The organism is Ruthenibacterium intestinale (assembly GCF_040096265.1).
GTDB lineage: Bacteria > Bacillota > Clostridia > Oscillospirales > Ruminococcaceae > Ruthenibacterium > Ruthenibacterium komagatae.
In genome coordinates, this window is the sequence record NZ_JBBMFA010000111.1 from 115,401 (window position 1) to 133,306 (window position 17,906).

Sequence of the window (17,906 nt, forward strand, 5' to 3'; positions counted from 1 at the left end):
TTTTATTATGCTGAAAAATGGTATTTTGAATCCGCAGGTCAACTGTGCGCTGTCCAAAATGACGCATTTGGACACCATGCTTGTGTCCGATGCCGCAATGCCACTGCCCCAGAACGCCGAGCGCATTGACCTGGCGTTTACGCTGGGAATTCCTCCTCTGGTGCCCGTGGTGGAAGGAATTTTGGAAGAATGCATCATCGAGAAAGTATACATGGCCAATGAGATGAAACAGTATTCACCGGATCTGTTTGCGGAGTACGAAAAACTGTTCGCGGCGCGCCAGATTCCCATTGAATGCATTCCCCACGCCAAAATGCTGGAAATGACCGCGGAGTGCAAAGCGGCGATCCGCACGGGTGAAAACAGATATCATTATTCTTCTGTATTGCTGGTTTGTGGCTGTCCGTACTAAAGAAAAGAGAGCCTGCGCGCCTCTTGGGCGCGCAGGCATGTGAGAACGGGAAGGAAAATGTATGAGCAGTGTCATTGCGGGCTGCCGCACATTCGCAAAATTCCCAATGGGAAGAGCGCATGTATGATGATTTTACAGGAGGAGCGCAAAAAATGAGTGTAAAAAACAAATTTGCCGCAGAGATCGGCGGAACATTTACTGATATTATTTTGTTTCAGGAAGAAAACGGAAAAACGCAACTGAAGACATTGAAGGTGGCCTCCACGCCTTCACGACCGGAAGAAGCGGTGATTGAAGGGGCGGACAAACTTTTAAAAGATTGGTCCAATATGTCAGAGATGCTGCACGGTTCTACCGTGGCGACGAACGCGGTACTGGAGCGCAAAGGCGTGCCCACGGCTCTGCTGGTGACCGAAGGTTTCTCGGATACGCTTGAGATTCTCCGGGGCGATAAAACCAATATCTACGATCTGTTTTACCAGCGGCCCGAACCGGTGGTGCCGAGAAACCTGGTGTACGCCGTACACGAAAGAATGAACGCGGATGGACAAGTGCTGATCCCCCTGGAAGAAGCAGAGCTGCGGACCATCGCCGGCCAATTGAGGGAGCAGGGCGTAAAGTCGATCGGCATTTGCTTTTTGCACAGCTATGCGAACGCACAGCACGAAATGTTGGCAAAGAAAATTCTGGAAGAGGAGATTCCGGACGGCATCGTGACGGCCTCTTATGAAATTCTGCCCCAGTTCCGCGAATATGAGCGCACAAGCACCGTGGCCATCACGGCTTACATCGCGCCCGTCATGGTTCGTTACATCGAAAGCCTGTACCGGCAGTTGCAGGAGCGCGATTTCAAGGGAGAGATCTTCATTACGCAGTCCAATGGCGGAGTGATCCCCATGGATGCTCTCCGAAAAGAAGTGGCGCGCACACTGCTTTCCGGCCCTGCTGCCGGCGTCACCGGCGCAGTGTTTATGTCCAAACAGGTTGGAATTGAGGATATTATTACGCTGGATATCGGCGGAACAAGCGCCGACGTCTGCCTCATCAACAAGGGCAATCCCCTGGTGTCCACCACCAACAAAATTGATGGAAACGCCATAGCAGTTCCGATGCTCGACATTGTGACAGTGGGCGCCGGTGGCGGTTCCATTGCCTGGATTGACAGCGGCGGAATGCTTCAGGTGGGACCGCAGAGCGCCGGTGCGGACCCCGGCCCCGCGTGCTATTGCCGCGGCGGCACAAAACCGACTCTTTCGGATGCGTTGGCCTATCGCGGCCTGCTGCGCCCCGACCACTTTGCAGGCGGCAACTACAAGTTGGATCCGGAACTGAGCAAAAAGGTCATCGGCGAAATCGCACAGAAAATGAACGTCACATCGGATGAGATGGCAGAGGCCATCTGCCGCGTGATGGAGGCGAATACCATGCAGGCGGTGCGCCTGGCATCCACCGAGCGCGGTTACGACGCCCGCAATTACACCATGGTGGCATTTGGCGGAGCCGGTGCGTTGATGGCGGCGACCATCGCCGATGAGCTGGGCATGAAACGGGTGCTGGTGCCGCGCTACGCGGGACTGCTCTCCTCGTTCGGCCTGCTGGTGGCGGACATCATCCGCGACTATGTGCAGACAAAAGTGTCTCTGTGCGTGGAAACCAGCGCGGAGGATTTGGCCTCCCAGTTTGGCAAGATGCGTGAAAAAGCCGAAGAGGATATGTGCAATTACGGGTTCCGCAAGGAGAGCCTGAAATTCCAGTACGCAGTGGATGCGCGCTATCAGGGACAGGCGTTTGAGCTTCAGATGGACTTCGATCATATTCCCACCGACAGCGAAGAGATCACGCAGGTTTTCCACGAGACACACCACAAACGGTATGGATTCAACTCGCCGCAGAATCTGGTGGAAATCGTCAACTATCGTTTGAAATGCACCGTTCCGCAAAACAACGATTTGCTCAGCGGGATGAAGTACGAACCCATTCCTGGACAGTCGGGAAGCAGCGTTCAGAAAGTGTTGATGGGCGGCCAGTGGCGTGATTGCCATTTTTACACTTGGAATGGACTTCCGGTGGATTCGGTGCTCAGCGGACCGGCTGTAATCGAAGATGAAACTTCCACGTGTGTGGTACCCTTGGGCTGGATTGCAAAATTGCAGCACAATGGAAGCATCATTTTGGAAAAGGAGGAAAACTAACATGGCAAAGGACGTTGCGTTGTTCAATATTCTCACCAACAATTTGATGTCGGTCGCACGTGAGATGAGCGCGGATTTCCTGCGCAGCGCCTATTCCGTGGTGATTCGTGAGGCTGCGGACTGCTCCACCTTCTTGGCGGACGCAAAGGGGCGTATCCTGGCGCAGCCGCAGGACCAGCCGCTGCATATGAACTCAGTCAGCCGTGCGCTCACCGGGGCGCTGAGCAAAGTGGATGTGACAAACCTCACAGAGGACAATGCCATCATACTCAACGATCCCTACAGCGGTGGACAGCACCAGTCGGACATCTACATCTTTTCTCCCATTGTTCACAATGGAAAATTGGTCGCCTTTGCTGGCACCACCGGCCATCATGCGGACTTGGGACATTCGGCAGGCTTCAATCTCCACGCGAAAGACATTTTTGAAGAGCGATTCCGCTTTTGCCCAATGGTCTTTTCGGTCAGCCATGACTGGAACGGGGGAATTTTGGAGCAGGTGTTGCGTTCCAATTTGCGAATTCCCAGAGATACCATCGGCGACATCAATGCACAGCTTGTGGCAAATGAAACCGGTCGCCGGAGAGTGCATGCCCTCATAGATCGTTACGGGTACGACACGTTTATGGAGATCTGCGAGGAGTTTCTCGATTATGCGGAAAAGGTCATGCGTGCCGCGTTGGAAGAGATTCCGGACGGTGTGTATTACGGCGAATGCATGGCGGACGATGACGGTGTTCACGACGAGGCGCTGGTGATCAAGGTGAAAGTCACTGTAGAGGGAAGCGAGGTCTATGTGGACTTCACCGGCACCTGCCCGCAGGTGACCACAGCCATCAACTGTCCGTTTTCGTCCACGGTCTCGGCCACCTACACGGTATTGAAGATGATCATGACCGATCCGTCTTTCCCCATCAACGATGGTTCTTATCGCCCGGTGCACATTTATGCGCCCAAGGGGTGCTTGCTCAACCCGAAGGAATTCGCGCCGGTAGAAGGGCGAAACGTCATCATTATGCGCGTGTTCCAGGCGGTGTTGAAAGCGTTTGAAAAAGTCCTTCCCGAGCGTGTGCCGGCTCAGGGTTACGACCAGCGAACCGAAGTCAACCTTCAGTGGTCCGGTGACGAAAAGAAAGGCTTCGTGGCCATCAGCGATCAGTTGGGAGGCGGGTATGGCGCCAGCATTCGCAACGATGGCGCGGATCAACTGGATGACCCCCTGGGCAACTGCACCAACTCCCCGGTGGAAAGCCTGGAAATCGAGCAGAAATACTTCCGGGTGACACGGTATGAGCTACGCTGCGACAGCGGCGGCGCGGGCCGGCATCGCGGAGGCCTGGGCGCCTATCGCGAATACGAAATTCTGGAAGACAATGTCAATATGACCGTGTATTCAGACCGCTTTAAGTATCCTGCCAAAGGCGTGGCGGGCGGCCTGGACGGTTCCACTGCCTATATTAAATTGTATCATCCGGACGGAACCAAGGAAAATCTGCCGTCCAAGGGCAGCCGTGTGCTCAACCGCGGCGATAAAATGCTCGTGGCAGTGGGCGGTGGCGCCGGTTACGGCAATCCGTTGGAGCGCCCGGTGGCAGAGATTGAGCGTGATATCCGCCGTAAAAAGGTTTCTTTGGAAAAGGCAAAAGAATTGTATGGTTATCAAGGAAAAGCATAAGAAACGAGGAAGCATCAATTTTTCTGTAAGCAGCTAATGAAACCATAATTTTGACGACAAAAGCCGGTTGCTGGCATGCCAGCAACCGGCTTACAGTTAGTATGTTTTGGCGAAACGAATTTCTCGCAAAGCCACGGAGAGCAAAAAGTTTTCGCTTGTTTTAAGTATTGAGACTATCAGAAAGATCACAAGAGTGACTTTCTCATGCGAAAGGACTGATTTGGTGTGTTAGATGCCTGTTTATTTGAGATGGGGTGAATGACGTCCAGTGCAGATTTTTCAAAGACTCTGGAGAGGCACACCAGTACGAATGCCCTTCTACGATTTGCTCAAGCCCCTGCTTAGCCAAGGACCCTGTCTCATGATTTGTTCTATTATAACCACCGGAGTATAATAGCCTCATGTAGCTAAACAAAATTGCCCCACGTCTAAAAATTCACTGTATTAAAAATGTGTCGAATACTTTTCAGTGAGAAGGTAGTGAAAAGCGGTTATGGCTTAATATGCCGCATAGATCGAACTTGTGGTATCTCAACTTGTGCGGTAGAAATTGTAGAATAGAACAGTCGTTCTGGACTTCTGGAAAGCAGTGAGAATAGACGGCGTGTGCTGCGAGTTTATTCGACTTTATAACACATTATGGAGATATAATCGAAAGAGGTTTTACTGTGTTTAACATCATCCATCATATAGCGATTATTGTTTCAGATATTCACACAGCAAAAAAGTTTTATGTAACAAAACTTGGTTTCCCGATTATCAGGGAGAATTACCGTGCTGAACGCGGTGATTGGAAACTAGATTTAAGGATTAATGCCACAACAGAGCTTGAGATTTTCGCGGTGAAGAATCCCCCTGAACGGGTGAGCCGACCGGAAGCATGTGGCTTGCGTCATCTGGCATTCACAGTGGAGTCGGTGGATAATATGGTCAAAGAGCTTAAACAGCGTGAAATTGAATGTGAGCCGGTACGACTGGATACCTTCACGGGAAAAAAGATGACATTTTTTACCGATCCCGATGGACTACCCATTGAAATCCACGAGTAGCAAGACCCGTTTAGAATCTACAGTGGTGGACAGCGCCTACAAAACGTTCTGGATCTGCAAAGGAATTTTCGAGAGCGGCCGTGTTCTGTCCACCTATCATACTCATCTCAACAATTTTGAAAGTATTTCTCATTCAACGAAAAAAGTTGCTGACATTGTCAACAAGGCGATTAAAGTGATTAAGAAATAGCATTTCTTCCCCCAAATATATATTTGAAAAGTGCAAGATGATCTGCGTTGATCCAGAGGGTTATGAAGGTGAGACCCAAATCGTACTGTCACTTGCAAATATGGAAGTTTTCCTTATTGGAGAGGGATACCTTGAAGATATTTATGGCGCGCCCGCACTAGATGGCATGGGATGAAATGAATTTACAAGAGATTATCAACAAAAGGAAGGGATCTTTGCCGACGATGGAACTGTGGCGGAACTCGATCCGAAAGAATATCTTGATGATTTGACGCTCTATAAAGACAAGGCGTTTGATTATGAGGAAACGGCACAGGTTTTTGATCTTATGGCGGACCTTTTTGAAAAAGCTGTAGAAACCGGTGTTCATATAAAAGCCGAAAAGATGTAATGAGGCTGAAGAGCAATGATGAAAACCACTTTGAAAAAATACAAACGCTTTGCTATTTCTTTGCAGCAGCTGAAAAGCGTGTTGGGCGAGGATTTGTACAACGTTGCCGATGTAACATCCGAAAAAGTATCTGCCGCCGATGTAGTGTATGCCATGAAACAGTATCTTGCAAAAACAGTGTCATTGTCGGAGCTGGTAGCATGGGTGAATGTTATATGGTTCGCAGAATTATACGAATATGATTCAAAAGAGGAAAACTCAATTGCAAGTGTGATGGCATTGCTTGAAACACTGGACGAAGGAGTTGCGTTTACGCCCGAGGAATATGCCGAAATGATTGAATGCCTTGAATCAAATCGGGAATGCGAATGTGATGAGTGGGGCACAAAACAGGCTTTACCCCAATGTTACCCCTTTTCTTCTGGTGATTGATGCAACGCAAAAGAATGGATGCAAAATTCCGGGAACTGAGGCGTGCAAAAATCCTGTATACCACAGAAAAAAACAGGTGAAAACCGCGAAGCCGCACTCATAACCCGAAGGTCGTTGGTTCAAATCCAGCCTCCGCAGCCACTTAAAAACAGCGATGAATCGAAAGATTCATCGCTGTTTTTCTTTTTCTCAAACTTGTGTTTTCTGCCCCTCTTACCCCAATTTTACCCCTTATCGATCGAAAGGTGAGCCTTTGCCGCGCGAAGATGATAAATGTCCCTAAGGTGTTGTCAGAAAACAATCGTTGATGTCATCCGTGCATTGTGTCATAATGGAAAAAAGACTCTTCCTAAGCACAGAAAATTGCGAAGGTGGTGCACGATGACAACGAGTAACTTTGCGTTTTTGGAAAATGAATTTCCGGTTCTGTTTAACTTTGGCAGATTGGCGGAAGAATATTGCGCCAGCGATGCAAACTCCAGCCTGATGAAACTGGGAATGATTGGAGAAACCATTGTAAACCTGATGTTTACTTATGACCGCATTTCGCTTCCAGATGACAATACGGCGGTGAAGCGAATTGATACGCTCTACCGCGAGGGCCTGTTGACACAGGACCTGGTGGAAATTTTGCATGCGCTTCGGAAAGCTCGAAATAAGGCGGTTCATGAGAACTACGCTTCGGTCACGGATGCAAGGGCTCTGCTGCCCATGGCGCACAGCCTGTGTGAGTGGTTTATGCAAACCTACGGCGATTGGAATTACCAGCCCCGTACATTTGTAATGCCTTCTCCGCAGCAGGTAAGGAGTGCGGACCGAACGTCAGAGGCGGAGACCGAAATCCGTTTGGCGCAGCAGGCCGAAACGAAAGCCGCGCAGGCAGAGTCGATTCCGAAAGACAGCCGCCGCCAGCAGGCAGCCAGAGCTGCCAGTCAGCGGCAAAGGACGGAAGCAGAAACACGCTACATCATTGATCAGCAACTCCGTCAAGTGGGCTGGGAGGCTGATACGGAAAATCTGTGCTTCTCTAACGGCACTCGCCCCGCTAAAGGCCGAAATATTGCTATCGCAGAGTGGCCAACAGATTCCACTGTGGGGAATCATGGCCGTGCTGACTACGCTCTCTTTATTGGGCTGCAATTGGTCGGCATTATTGAGGCAAAGGCGGCGCACAAGGATATTCCCTCTGTAATTGATTTTCAGGGAAAGGATTATCCGCGCAATATTCGCTCGGCAGATGCACAGTATCAAATCGGGACTTGGGGCAACTATAAAGTGCCGTTCACTTTTGCGACCAATGGCAGACCATATCTGGAACAGTATAAAACAAAATCCGGCATCTGGTTCTTGGATCTCCGGACCCCTTCCAATGTGCCCAAAGCGCTGCGAGGCTGGATGAGTCCGGAAAATCTTTTGGAGCTTTTGGGAAAGGACAACGAAGCCGGCAATCAGGCGCTGAAGCAGATGCCCTTCGATTTACTGCGGGATAAAGACGGCCTGAACCTGCGGGATTACCAGTTGCGCGCAATCCAGGCAGCAGAGCAAGCAATCATAGAGGGAAAAAATGCTGCTCTGCTGGCCATGGCCACCGGAACCGGCAAGACCCGGACCGTGCTGGGGATGATCTATCGTTTCTTGAAAACAGGCCGCTTCAAACGCATTCTTTTCCTGGTGGATCGGACTGCTCTGGGTGAGCAGGCGCTTGATGTTTTCAAAGAGGTCAAGCTGGAGGATTTGATGCCCCTGGCGGATATCTACAACATCAAAGGGCTGGAAGATAAAGAGATTGAGCGGGAGACCCGGATCCAGGTGGCTACCGTTCAGGGAATGGTCAAGCGCATCCTTTACAATGATGGGGAAACCATGCCGGCGGTCAACGACTATGACTTAATCATCATCGACGAGGCGCACCGGGGCTACCTTTTGGATAAGGAAATCGGAGACGCCGAACTTCTCTATCGGGACCAGCGGGACTATCAGAGCAAATACCGCAGCGTGATTGAGTATTTTGACGCCGCGAAAATTGCGCTGACTGCCACTCCCGCTCTCCAAACCACCGAAATTTTCGGTCAGCCGGTCTTCAAATACACTTACCGGGAAGCGGTCATCGAGGGCTATCTGGTAGACCACGATGCGCCCCACGATCTTCACACCAAATTGCGGGATGAGGGAATCCATTATCAGTCCGGTGACACCGTCACCGTCTATGACCCGGTGACCGGTGAAATCACCAACAGTGAGCTGCTGAACGACGAACTGAACTTCGACGTGGAGCAGTTCAACCGCAAGGTGATCACCCGCTCCTTCAACGAGACCGTGTTGGCGGAGATCGCCAAAGACATCGACCCTGAAAACCCGGAAGAGCAGGGCAAAACCCTCATTTATGCCGTGGACGATCAGCACGCCGACATGATCGTGGATATCCTCAAGAATATCTACGCGGAATACGGCGTGGACAATGATGCGATCATGAAGATCACCGGCAGTGTTGGCGGCGGCAATCCCAAAAAGGTACAGGAAGCCATTAAGCGCTTCAAGAACGAGCGCTATCCCAGCATCGCCGTCACTGTAGATCTGCTGACGACCGGTATCGACGTGCCGCAGATTACCAATCTGGTGTTTTTGCGCCGTGTGAAATCCCGCATTCTGTTTGAACAGATGCTGGGCCGTGCCACTCGCCTGTGTCCCAAGATCCATAAAACCCACTTTGAAATCTATGACCCGGTCGGCGTATATGAATCGCTGGAACCGGTCAATACCATGAAACCGGTGGTGGCCAATCCGTCCGCTTCCTTTGAACAGCTGCTGGACGGCCTCGAGGTGCTGGAAGACGAAAAGCAGATCGAGTACCAGATCGACCAGATCATCGCCAAGCTCCAGCGGAAAAAGCGGAAGCTGGACAGTAAGACCCTGGAACATTTCGTCAGCATGACTGGCGGCATGGACCCTACTCAGTTTATTCAGCAGCTGGAGAAGGAGCCGATGCAGCAGGCGCGCAACCGCCTTTTGGCGCATCGGGATCTGTTTAAGCTGTTGGCGGAGAACCGTGCCAATGGAGGCCGCTCGGTGGTCATTTCCGACGCACCGGATGAGCTGGTCAGCCACACCCGCGGCTATGGTACCGGCAGCCGTCCGGAGGACTATCTGGACGCTTTTGCGGACTATGTCAAAGCCAACATCAACGCAATTGCGGCACTGAACATCGTCTGTACCCGGCCGAAAGAGTTGACCCGGGCCAGCCTCAAGGACTTGCGCCTGACGCTGGACCGGGAAGGGTTCACCACTCAGCAGCTGAATACTGCCGTTTCGGAGTTGACCAACGAGGAGATGGCAGCGGACATCATCAGTCTGATTCGCCGTTATGCCATCGGCTCCATGCTCATCAGCCACGAAGCCCGTATCCGCCGGGCGGTGGACAAGCTGAAAAAGGCCCACAAATTTACGGCCATCGAGCAAAAGTGGATCGGCCGCATGGAAAAATATCTGCTGGAAGAATCAGTGCTCAATGTGAGCGTGTTTGATGAGGACACCCGGTTCCGAAACGAGGGCGGATTTAAGAAGATCGACCGAATTTTTCAAAACAAGTTAGAAAGCATCGTGCTGGAGCTCAACGAGTACCTGTATGATGATGGAGGGAGAAGCGCATGACCACACAGGAAATCGTGTCCAAGCTCTGGAATCTCTGCAATGTACTGCGGGATGACGGCATCACCTATCATCAGTACGTCACCGAACTGACGTACATTCTGTTTTTGAAAATGGCCAAGGAGACCGGCGTGGAAAGCCAGATCCCCGCCGCTTGCCGCTGGGACCAGCTCACCGCCAAAAGCGGCATCGAGCTCAAGAAGTTCTACAAAGAGCTGCTGACCCACCTGGGCGAAAACTGCACCGGCCGGGTACGGGAAATCTATCAGGGCTCCGCCACCAACATTGACGAGCCCAAGAACCTGGAAAAAATCATCACCACCATCGACGGCCTGGATTGGTACTCCGCCCGGGAAGAGGGGCTGGGCAACCTGTACGAAGGACTGCTGGAGAAAAACGCCAGCGAGAAAAAGTCCGGCGCGGGCCAGTATTTTACGCCGCGTGTCCTCATCGACGTGATGACCCGGCTCATGAAGCCTCAGCCCGGCGAACGGTGCAACGACCCCGCCTGCGGCACCTTCGGTTTTATGATCGCCGCCCATCGGTATGTGAAGGAGCACACCGACGATTTTTATGATCTGGATGCGGATCTGGCCAAATTCGAGCGGGAAGAGGCATTCACTGGCTGCGAGCTGGTCCATGACACCCACCGCCTGGCCCTGATGAACGCCATGCTCCACGACATCGACGGGCCGATTCTGCTGGCCGATACCCTGTCCAATCAGGGCAAGGCCCTCCACGACTTTGATCTGGTGCTCACCAATCCGCCCTTCGGTACCAAGAAGGGCGGCGAGCGCGCCACCCGGGATGACTTCACTTTCCCCACCAGCAACAAGCAGCTGAACTTTCTCCAGCACATCTACCGCAGTCTGAAAGCCAATGGCAAGGCCCGGGCCGCCGTGGTGCTGCCGGACAACGTGCTCTTTGCGGACGGCGACGGCGAAAAAATCCGCTGCGACCTGATGGATAAGTGTGATCTGCACACCATTCTGCGCCTGCCCACCGGCATTTTCTACGCTCAGGGCGTCAAAACCAACGTGCTGTTTTTCACCCGGGGCAAAAGCGATAAGGGCAACACCAAAGAGGTCTGGTTCTACGACCTGCGCACCAATATGCCCAGCTTTGGTAAGACCACCCCGCTGAAAACCGAGCATTTTGCGGACTTTGAAAAGGCGTTCGAGGCCGAGGACCGCCATGCCGTGCAGGACGAGCGGTGGAGCGTCTTTACCCGGGAGCAGATCGCGGAAAAGGGCAACAGCCTGGACCTGGGCCTCATTCGGGACGACTCGGTGCTGGACTACAACGATTTGCCCGACCCGGCCCAGAGCGCCGAGGAGGCCGCTGCCAATCTGGAAGAAGCCGTGGACCTGCTCATGAGCGTGGTGAAGGAGCTGCGTGCGCTGGAGGTGCGGGACTGATGGCGAGAGGAAAGAAAAAGGAAACCCTGACGCCGGAGGAGCGCCTGCAGGCGGCCCTGGTGCCGGAGAGCGAGCAGCCGTACAAGGTGCCGGGGAATTGGTGCTGGACATATCTTAAATCAATGTCTAAAATCCAAACGGGTAAAAAAGATGCCAATTACGGTAGTGTAGATGGCGAGTATCCTTTTTTCACATGCGCTGCAGAGCCAATTCGTTGTCATGGGTATTCATTTGACTGTAATGCTATTCTGCTTGCAGGAAATGGTGATATTAACAATATAAGTTGCTACAACGGTAAGTTTGAAGCATATCAGCGAACCTATGTGGTAGAAATAATAGAGCCAATCAATACTGATTACGTCTTCTACTGGTTTAAGTATAAATGGTTTGATTTTAACAAAGATAAAATGTTTGGAACAGCCATACCATACATTCGCTTAGGAAATCTACAAGACTTTCCAGTCCCGGTTCCGCCAATCAAACAACAACAGCGCATTGTTGACCGCATTGAAAACCTGTTTGCCAAACTGGACGAGGCAAAACAAAAGGCGCAGGATACATTGGATAGCTTTGAAACCCGCAAAGCGGCCATCCTTCACAAAGCCTTCACCGGCGAACTCACCGCCCAGTGGAGAAAAGAACACGGCGTGAGGATGGAGAGTTGGGATAATACAACACTATCTAAAATTGTCATAGGCTTCAAATACGGAACATCTGAAAAAAGCGATTATTCTTATAAAGGAATGCCTGTTTTTAGAATACCCAATATCACAGATGATGGCTTAAGCTTTGAGGATCTCAAATTTCTATCTCATAAGGATATTTCTGACGAAAATCAAATTCATGAGAATGACATTTTAATTGTTCGCTCGAACGGTAGTAGAGAATTGGTTGGAAAAAGCGTTCTTGTACCACAATTAGACAGAGAATACGCTTATGCCTCTTTTTTAATACGGATTCAGCCATTAGAGTCGGTAGTTCCAAATTATTTAGTTATGTATTTAAATTCTACTGATGCAAGGATGCAAATGTTCAAAAAGGCAAAATCATCCGCTGGAATCAATAATATTAATTCCAAAGAATTGGGGGCAATATTAATCAACTTGCCTTCTTTTCCTGAACAAACCGAAATTGTCCGCATCCTAGACGACCTCCTCGCCAAAGAACAGCAGGCCAAGGAAGCCGCCGAAGGGGTGCTGGAGCAGATCGACCTCATCAAAAAATCCATCCTCGCCCGCGCCTTCCGCGGCGAGCTGGGCACCAACGACCCAAACGAAGAGAGCGCACAGGAGTTGCTGAAAAAGAGCTTCATCCTATGACCGATCCGAAAAAATCTTGTGCTCTCCTCAGCGAGAAAGAAAGCGATCAACAAAAAACAACGCGCCTTTTTGGCGCGTTGTTTTTTGCTTTTTTAAAGAAAATGAATTGTATTCGGATGTGCATAATCAAAAAAATTCACTAAAACTGGATAGGCTGCAATGGGGACCAAACTTTTTTCACACAATCATAATCAATATTGGTATTGACATTCAAGGTCCGTCACATTTATTATTGCAAGCATTACAACCATACTGAATTTTCACAGCTCCTTTCGTGAACCGCTGACCAGAATGGAAACAATTCTTTCCAATAATGAAACTGTTGACGTGCCAGACCTAAAACCACCCGATTTTCTCAAAACATCTTTTTTATTGTTTGTGGGCAGTGGGGTTCTGGCACAGCAACCCTACTCGGCAGAGCCTGAAACCGAAGCTTCGCAGGGTATCCAAAGGCTCTGCTGGATTTTTGGGCAGGGCACAAATTGACGGTCAGGCGCTTTTTGCCTATACTGAAAGTGAAGCAATGCCAAGGAGGCGCGGCCTATGAGCATACTGTACATTGTCGGAATGGGAGTGGCCTACACCGCCGCCCTGTGGCTGCTGATGCGGCGGCTGCGCTTGCCGGGTCGGGGCTATCTGCCCGAAAAGACACTGTGCAGCCTCTGCTTTGTAATCGTGGCGGCGGTGTGCGCTGCTCTGGGCAGCCGTCCCGAAGCTTTTTGGCGATTACTGCCGGCGCTGCTGTGCTGTGTGGTGGGAGATGTGGTGCTGGCACTCTACAACAACCTGCGCCGTCCGGGCCTGTTTTTGGCCGGACTGGGGGCCTTTCTGGCCGGACACACGCTGTTTGTGTGGGGCCTGTGCCGGCTGCAGCCCATGGGCTGGCCGGTGCCGCTGGCCGCGGTGCTGGGGGCCGGCAGCGCGGTGGTACTGTCCGGCATGCCGGGAATGCAGACCGGGCGGCTGCGCCCCTGGGTGGTGCTTTACGCGGCCTTTGTCTCGGCACTGCTGGGCAAGGGACTGCAGCTGGCCTTTGGCATGGCCCAGCCCTGGTGCTTTCTGGTGCTGGCAGGGGCGGCGCTGTTTTGGATTTCCGACCTGCTGATCCTGTTCCTGTATTTTTACGCGTCAAAGAATCCGGCCGTGCACGTCGCCAATCTTTTGACCTACTACTATGCGATGTTTCTGATCGCAGTCAGCCTCGCGTTCTGAGAATGGAGACACGCTATCACTTGGCAGCAGCTGTTGGAACAGAAGCGCCGTTTCCTTGTCTGGAGAGTCACTCGCTTTTCTGAAAAGATTAAGATATGTCACAAAACCGATGAAAAGCCGCAGGGATTTCTGCGGCTTTTTGCTTTATAATCAAGAATTTTAGAAATTTATAACATGTACTTTGATTGGATAATGTGTCTGCATACCCGGTTAACCTTCTGTTTTCTTCGTAATTATACCAAGGCTGGCACCGGAAGCCGATGCCGGAGAATCAAAGCAAGCGGCACAGGATGCGCGGGACAGCTTTGGCGTGGGTATATCTGCAAAAAAACGGAACCCCCTGCCGCAAAAGGGGGTTCCGTTGCCCGTCGGGACGGAATTATTGTTTTGCCGGCTGGCTTTCAGCTGTGCGTTAATGTTCTCCAGGAAGCTGCCCTCCAGCTTGTAGCCGCGGACGTAGATCACAAACGCCAGTACGGTGATGATCGAAGGAACGACACCCATCAGGATGCGCATGCCCAGGATGGTGGTCCCGGTCTGGGCAACGTTCTCCACATAACCCGAGATGGTCAGGCCCACGCCGATGAGCCAGCCGGCCACGGCGGAAGCCGTTTTGACCAGCAGCATCTGGAACGAGGCCACGATGCTTTCGTTACGGGTGCCCAGTTTCACCTCGCCATAATCGATGACGTCGGCCAGCATCACAGTGGTGGCGCCCAGCGTCAGGCCGGAACCGAACTTATAGAACAGGCCGCAAATGATGATTACCGGGATGTTGGAAGGGATTACGGCGCCGGCAACCAGCAGCGAGATCAGGCCGATGGCCGGGGTGAAGCTGGCCAGGGCGAACACTGCCTTTTTGGACATAAAGCGGGACAGGACAGGGAACAGGAACAGTGCACCCATCTCGGCGACGGAGGCGGCGGTGGTGAAATAGGGGAACAAGCCCTCGTTCTGTGTCACATACTTGAAATAGTACAGAGCCATGCCGCCGGCCAGCTGAACCACCAGGTTGTAGGCCAGCACGACGCCGATGTAGACTTTCAGCTGATCGTTGCCGGTGATCACGTGGATGGCTTCCTTCAGGCTGGTGCGCTTTGCGTTCTGCTGCGAGGCGGGGTCCAGGCAGCTGCGGTCCCGGGAGAAGATCACGGTGACCAGGATGGTAGCCACGAAAATCACCGCCACCACAATGGACGAGGAGGCATAGCCCTTGGCCTCGTTGCCGTTGCCCAGGTACTGGATGAGCGCCAGCCCGAAAGCGCCCACCAGCAGCCACGCGGAGCTGGCGAAGATGCGGGGAATGACGGACATGGTGTCACGCTCTTCCTTGGTGGAGGACATGGACGGAAGCATGGACCAGTAGGGAATGTCCATGACGGTATAGGTCATGCCCCAGAGAATGTACATGACGGAGTAGAAAGCGTACAGGCTGAAGCCTTCCAGATCCGGGCCCCAGAACAGGAGAACCAGAATCACTGCGTTGAGCAGCGTGCCGATGAGGATCCACGGGCGGAACTTACCCCAGCGCGTACGGGTGTTGTCTACCACAAAACCCATCATGGGATCGTTGATGGCGTCCCACACATGGGCTACCAGAAACAGGTTGCCCACAAACAACGGGGCCAGACCCACGGTGTCGGTCAAATAAATCATCAGGTAGGTGCTGATCATGGCATAGCACAGGTCCTTGCCCAGTGCGCCTACGCCGAAGCACAACTTCCTTCCAGCGGACAGTTTCATAACATTTTCCCTCCAACAATCGTTTCATCCCAGGGAACCCCTGGCCTTATTGCTTGCATTCAAACCGGATGATGGTGCTGGCATAATCGCCGTTCAGGTGAAGGTCCAGGCCGTGGTACATCAGGTAGCTTCCGCTCTTTGTGATCTCGCCCTCCTTTGTGTGCAATGTGTACATTGCCTGTTCGTCCAAATCCCGCAGCCGAACAGTGGTGCCCCGGTGCCCCACCTTGCTCTGAGGCAGGAAGGCGAAGAGCAGACCTTCGTTATCCTTTCGGTATTCATACAGGAAATAATCGTCTGCGGACGGATTTTCCAAACGGTAGAAATCGCCTTCCTGAATGATGGGGCGGATTTCCTTGTACAGGCGAATCATGTCTTTGGACAATTCCATCTCTTCCGGGGTGAACTTGAGAATGTTGCACCCGATGCCCAGAGAGCCCATCATGGCGCTGTGGAACCGGAAGGTGAGCGGGATCACCCGGTTGGACAAAAAGTTGGGGCAGTCCGTGACCCAGGCCCGCATGGCTTTGATGGGATAGATGCGGGAGTAGGCGTCCTGAATGTACAACCGGTCGTAAGCGTCGGTGTTGTCGCTGGTCCAGAAATCGTCAAAGATACCCAGAATGCCGTAGTCAATGCGGCCGCCGCCGGAGGCGCAGGCCTCGAAGAGCACCTCGGGGTGCTTTTTCTTCAAATCATCCACAATTGTGTACAGAGTCTGGATGTGCCGAACCCAGATGTCTCGCTGGGGTCCGGTCTGGGAGATGGGGCGGTTGGCGTCCCATTTGACATAGTCGATGTCGTATCGGGTGAGCAGATTGTCCATCATGTTGTAGATGAACTCCTGCACCTCAGGCTTGGTCACGTTCAGAAGGTACTGTCCGCGGGAAGTGTCGCTGGTCCGGGTCTCGTAATGGTAGATCCAGTCCGGGTGCTGCTGATACAGCTGTGCCTTGGGATTGACCATCTCCGGCTCCACCCAGATGCCGAACATCATGCCCAGATCTTTGACCTCGCTGATCAGTTCCTCCAGACCGTTGGGGAATTTTCCCTCGTTCACATACCAGTCGCCCAGTCCGTTCTGAATGCTGTGGCGCTCCCCGAACCAGCCGTCGTCCAAAACGAACAGCTCCGCGCCCAGCTCCCGGGCCTTTTGCGCCAGCTTGATCTGGTCCCGGCTGTTCACGTGAAATTCCGTGGCTTCCCAGGAGTTGTACAGCACCGGCCGGCTTCCCTTGTGCACAATGTGGTCGCGGGCAAAGCGGTGCAGATTGTGCGACATGGTCTCAAAGCCGGTGTGCGGGTAGCCGAAGAGAATGGCGGGCGCCGCAAAATTTTCTCCCGGCGCCAGCTCGATCAGGCAGTCGCTGGGGTTCAGACCCAGCTGCACCAGCGTCTCACCGTAAGGAGTCTGCTCTACCACGCCCCGGAAGTTGCCTGTCCGGCGCAGCGCCCCGAAGAATACCTCGCCGCTGGTCTCCGATGCGTCCCGGTCCAGAATGAAGTAGGGGTTGTGGTTGTGGCCGGAAATGCCCCGCCGGTTTTCAATGACGATCTTTCCGTAGCTGACCTTCTGGGTAAAACGCTGCTCCTCGGCGCCCCAGTGGCCGTGCACATTGGAAAAGTTCAGGTTCTCGTAGGGAATATGGAACTGAGCACTGTACAGCTCTTCCACCTGGATGGGGTCGGACATCTCGTTGCGGATCACGGCGCTGCGCTCCATCAAATCGTAAGCGGGGTGCAGCACATAGTGCAGATCCACATAGAAGGCATAGTGTTCGTCCTTCAGATGAAGGATCAGTTCCTCTTGCTCCTCGCTTTGTGTCACATCGTATCCGCAGTACTGGTACACCAGCTCCCGGGTGCCGTCCGCAAAAATCACCTTCAGGCAGTGCTCTTTGTACCGCAGCCCGCCATGCACGGGAAATTCCTCCCGGGTGATCTCAAACACGGGGTCGTTGGTGGAAACTTCGGTAAGCGGCGGCATCTCCAAATCCGCCACGGATGTCAGCTTTCTGCCCCAGTACAAGTGACGGAGCAGCCCCTGATCGTCCACTCCGAAGGCGTAGCTGGTGGAGTTTGTGCTGAGTAGGAATACGTCTTTGTTTTCGCTGACCTCAATGCTCATAATGTTCCCCTGCCTTTTGTGCTTTCTATTATAAAAGATAGCATTCAGCCAGAAGGGTATCAATATATTTACTTAAAATTTTAGTGCAAAGGAAAAATTT

General features: G+C 52.4%; 14 protein-coding genes. 12 read left to right on the forward strand and 2 right to left on the reverse strand.

Translation table 11 applies throughout. From position 1 onward, the window contains the following. The first annotated feature begins 7 nt into the window (after positions 1-7). The 12 genes from rbsD to WMO24_RS14455 all read left to right on the forward strand — a co-directional run bounded on the left by rbsD (position 8) and on the right by WMO24_RS14455 (position 13,935). Positions 8-412, forward strand: coding sequence for a D-ribose pyranase (rbsD, locus tag WMO24_RS14400; protein ID WP_349217063.1), 405 nt, complete (start codon positions 8-10; stop codon positions 410-412). A 152-nt stretch (positions 413-564) separates the two neighbouring features. Then, positions 565-2,604 carry a hydantoinase/oxoprolinase family protein gene (locus WMO24_RS14405; protein WP_349217064.1) on the forward strand — a complete coding sequence of 680 codons (2,040 nt, stop codon included), beginning with the start codon at positions 565-567 and terminating at the stop codon, positions 2,602-2,604. Between the two features lies 1 nt (position 2,605). Beyond that, entirely contained in the window at positions 2,606-4,279 is a 1,674-nt protein-coding gene (locus WMO24_RS14410; RefSeq protein ID WP_349217065.1) for a hydantoinase B/oxoprolinase family protein, read from the forward strand. A gap of 668 nt (positions 4,280-4,947) precedes the next feature. Next, positions 4,948-5,328 carry an SMU1112c/YaeR family gloxylase I-like metalloprotein gene (gene gloA2, locus WMO24_RS14415; RefSeq protein ID WP_349217066.1) on the forward strand — a complete coding sequence of 127 codons (381 nt, stop codon included), beginning with the start codon at positions 4,948-4,950 and terminating at the stop codon, positions 5,326-5,328. Positions 5,329-5,750: 422 nt separating this feature from the next. Continuing rightward, the gene (locus WMO24_RS14420) at positions 5,751-5,909 is read left to right on the forward strand and encodes a hypothetical protein (protein ID WP_349217067.1); all 159 of its coding nucleotides are present in this window, start codon (positions 5,751-5,753) and stop codon (positions 5,907-5,909) included. Between the two features lie 15 nt (positions 5,910-5,924). Next, complete coding sequence (locus WMO24_RS14425) at positions 5,925-6,341, forward strand: hypothetical protein (RefSeq protein ID WP_349217068.1); 417 nt, start codon at positions 5,925-5,927, stop codon at positions 6,339-6,341. A 381-nt stretch (positions 6,342-6,722) separates the two neighbouring features. Then, positions 6,723-9,989, forward strand: a complete 3,267-nt coding sequence (hsdR, locus tag WMO24_RS14430) for a type I restriction-modification system endonuclease (protein ID WP_349217069.1) — start codon at positions 6,723-6,725, stop codon at positions 9,987-9,989. Further along, complete coding sequence (locus WMO24_RS14435; protein WP_349217070.1) at positions 9,986-11,404, forward strand: class I SAM-dependent DNA methyltransferase; 1,419 nt, start codon at positions 9,986-9,988, stop codon at positions 11,402-11,404. The genes hsdR and WMO24_RS14435 overlap by 4 nt, the downstream gene beginning before the upstream one ends. Continuing rightward, positions 11,404-12,723 (forward strand): restriction endonuclease subunit S, encoded by a 1,320-nt coding sequence (locus tag WMO24_RS14440; protein WP_349217071.1) that lies wholly within the window; start codon positions 11,404-11,406, stop codon positions 12,721-12,723. Before WMO24_RS14435 ends, WMO24_RS14440 begins: the two co-directional genes overlap by 1 nt. Beyond that, positions 12,720-12,866: a hypothetical protein gene (locus WMO24_RS14445; protein ID WP_349217072.1), complete on the forward strand. Its 147-nt coding sequence runs from the start codon at positions 12,720-12,722 to the stop codon at positions 12,864-12,866. The genes WMO24_RS14440 and WMO24_RS14445 overlap by 4 nt, the downstream gene beginning before the upstream one ends. Positions 12,867-13,014: 148 nt before the next feature. Further along, complete coding sequence (locus WMO24_RS14450) at positions 13,015-13,209, forward strand: hypothetical protein (protein WP_349217073.1); 195 nt, start codon at positions 13,015-13,017, stop codon at positions 13,207-13,209. Between the two features lie 57 nt (positions 13,210-13,266). Further along, positions 13,267-13,935, forward strand: a complete 669-nt coding sequence (locus WMO24_RS14455; protein WP_349217074.1) for a lysoplasmalogenase family protein — start codon at positions 13,267-13,269, stop codon at positions 13,933-13,935. 210 nt (positions 13,936-14,145) lie between these two features. On the opposite strand, the gene melB is transcribed toward WMO24_RS14455, so the two are convergent. Both melB and WMO24_RS14465 read right to left on the reverse strand, forming a co-directional pair. After that, positions 14,146-15,678 carry a melibiose:sodium transporter MelB gene (gene melB / locus WMO24_RS14460; RefSeq protein ID WP_349217075.1) on the reverse strand — a complete coding sequence of 511 codons (1,533 nt, stop codon included), beginning with the start codon at positions 15,676-15,678 and terminating at the stop codon, positions 14,146-14,148. A gap of 46 nt (positions 15,679-15,724) precedes the next feature. After that, the gene (locus tag WMO24_RS14465; RefSeq protein WP_349217076.1) at positions 15,725-17,806 is read right to left on the reverse strand and encodes an alpha-galactosidase; all 2,082 of its coding nucleotides are present in this window, start codon (positions 17,804-17,806) and stop codon (positions 15,725-15,727) included. Between the last annotated feature and the right edge of the window lie 100 nt (positions 17,807-17,906).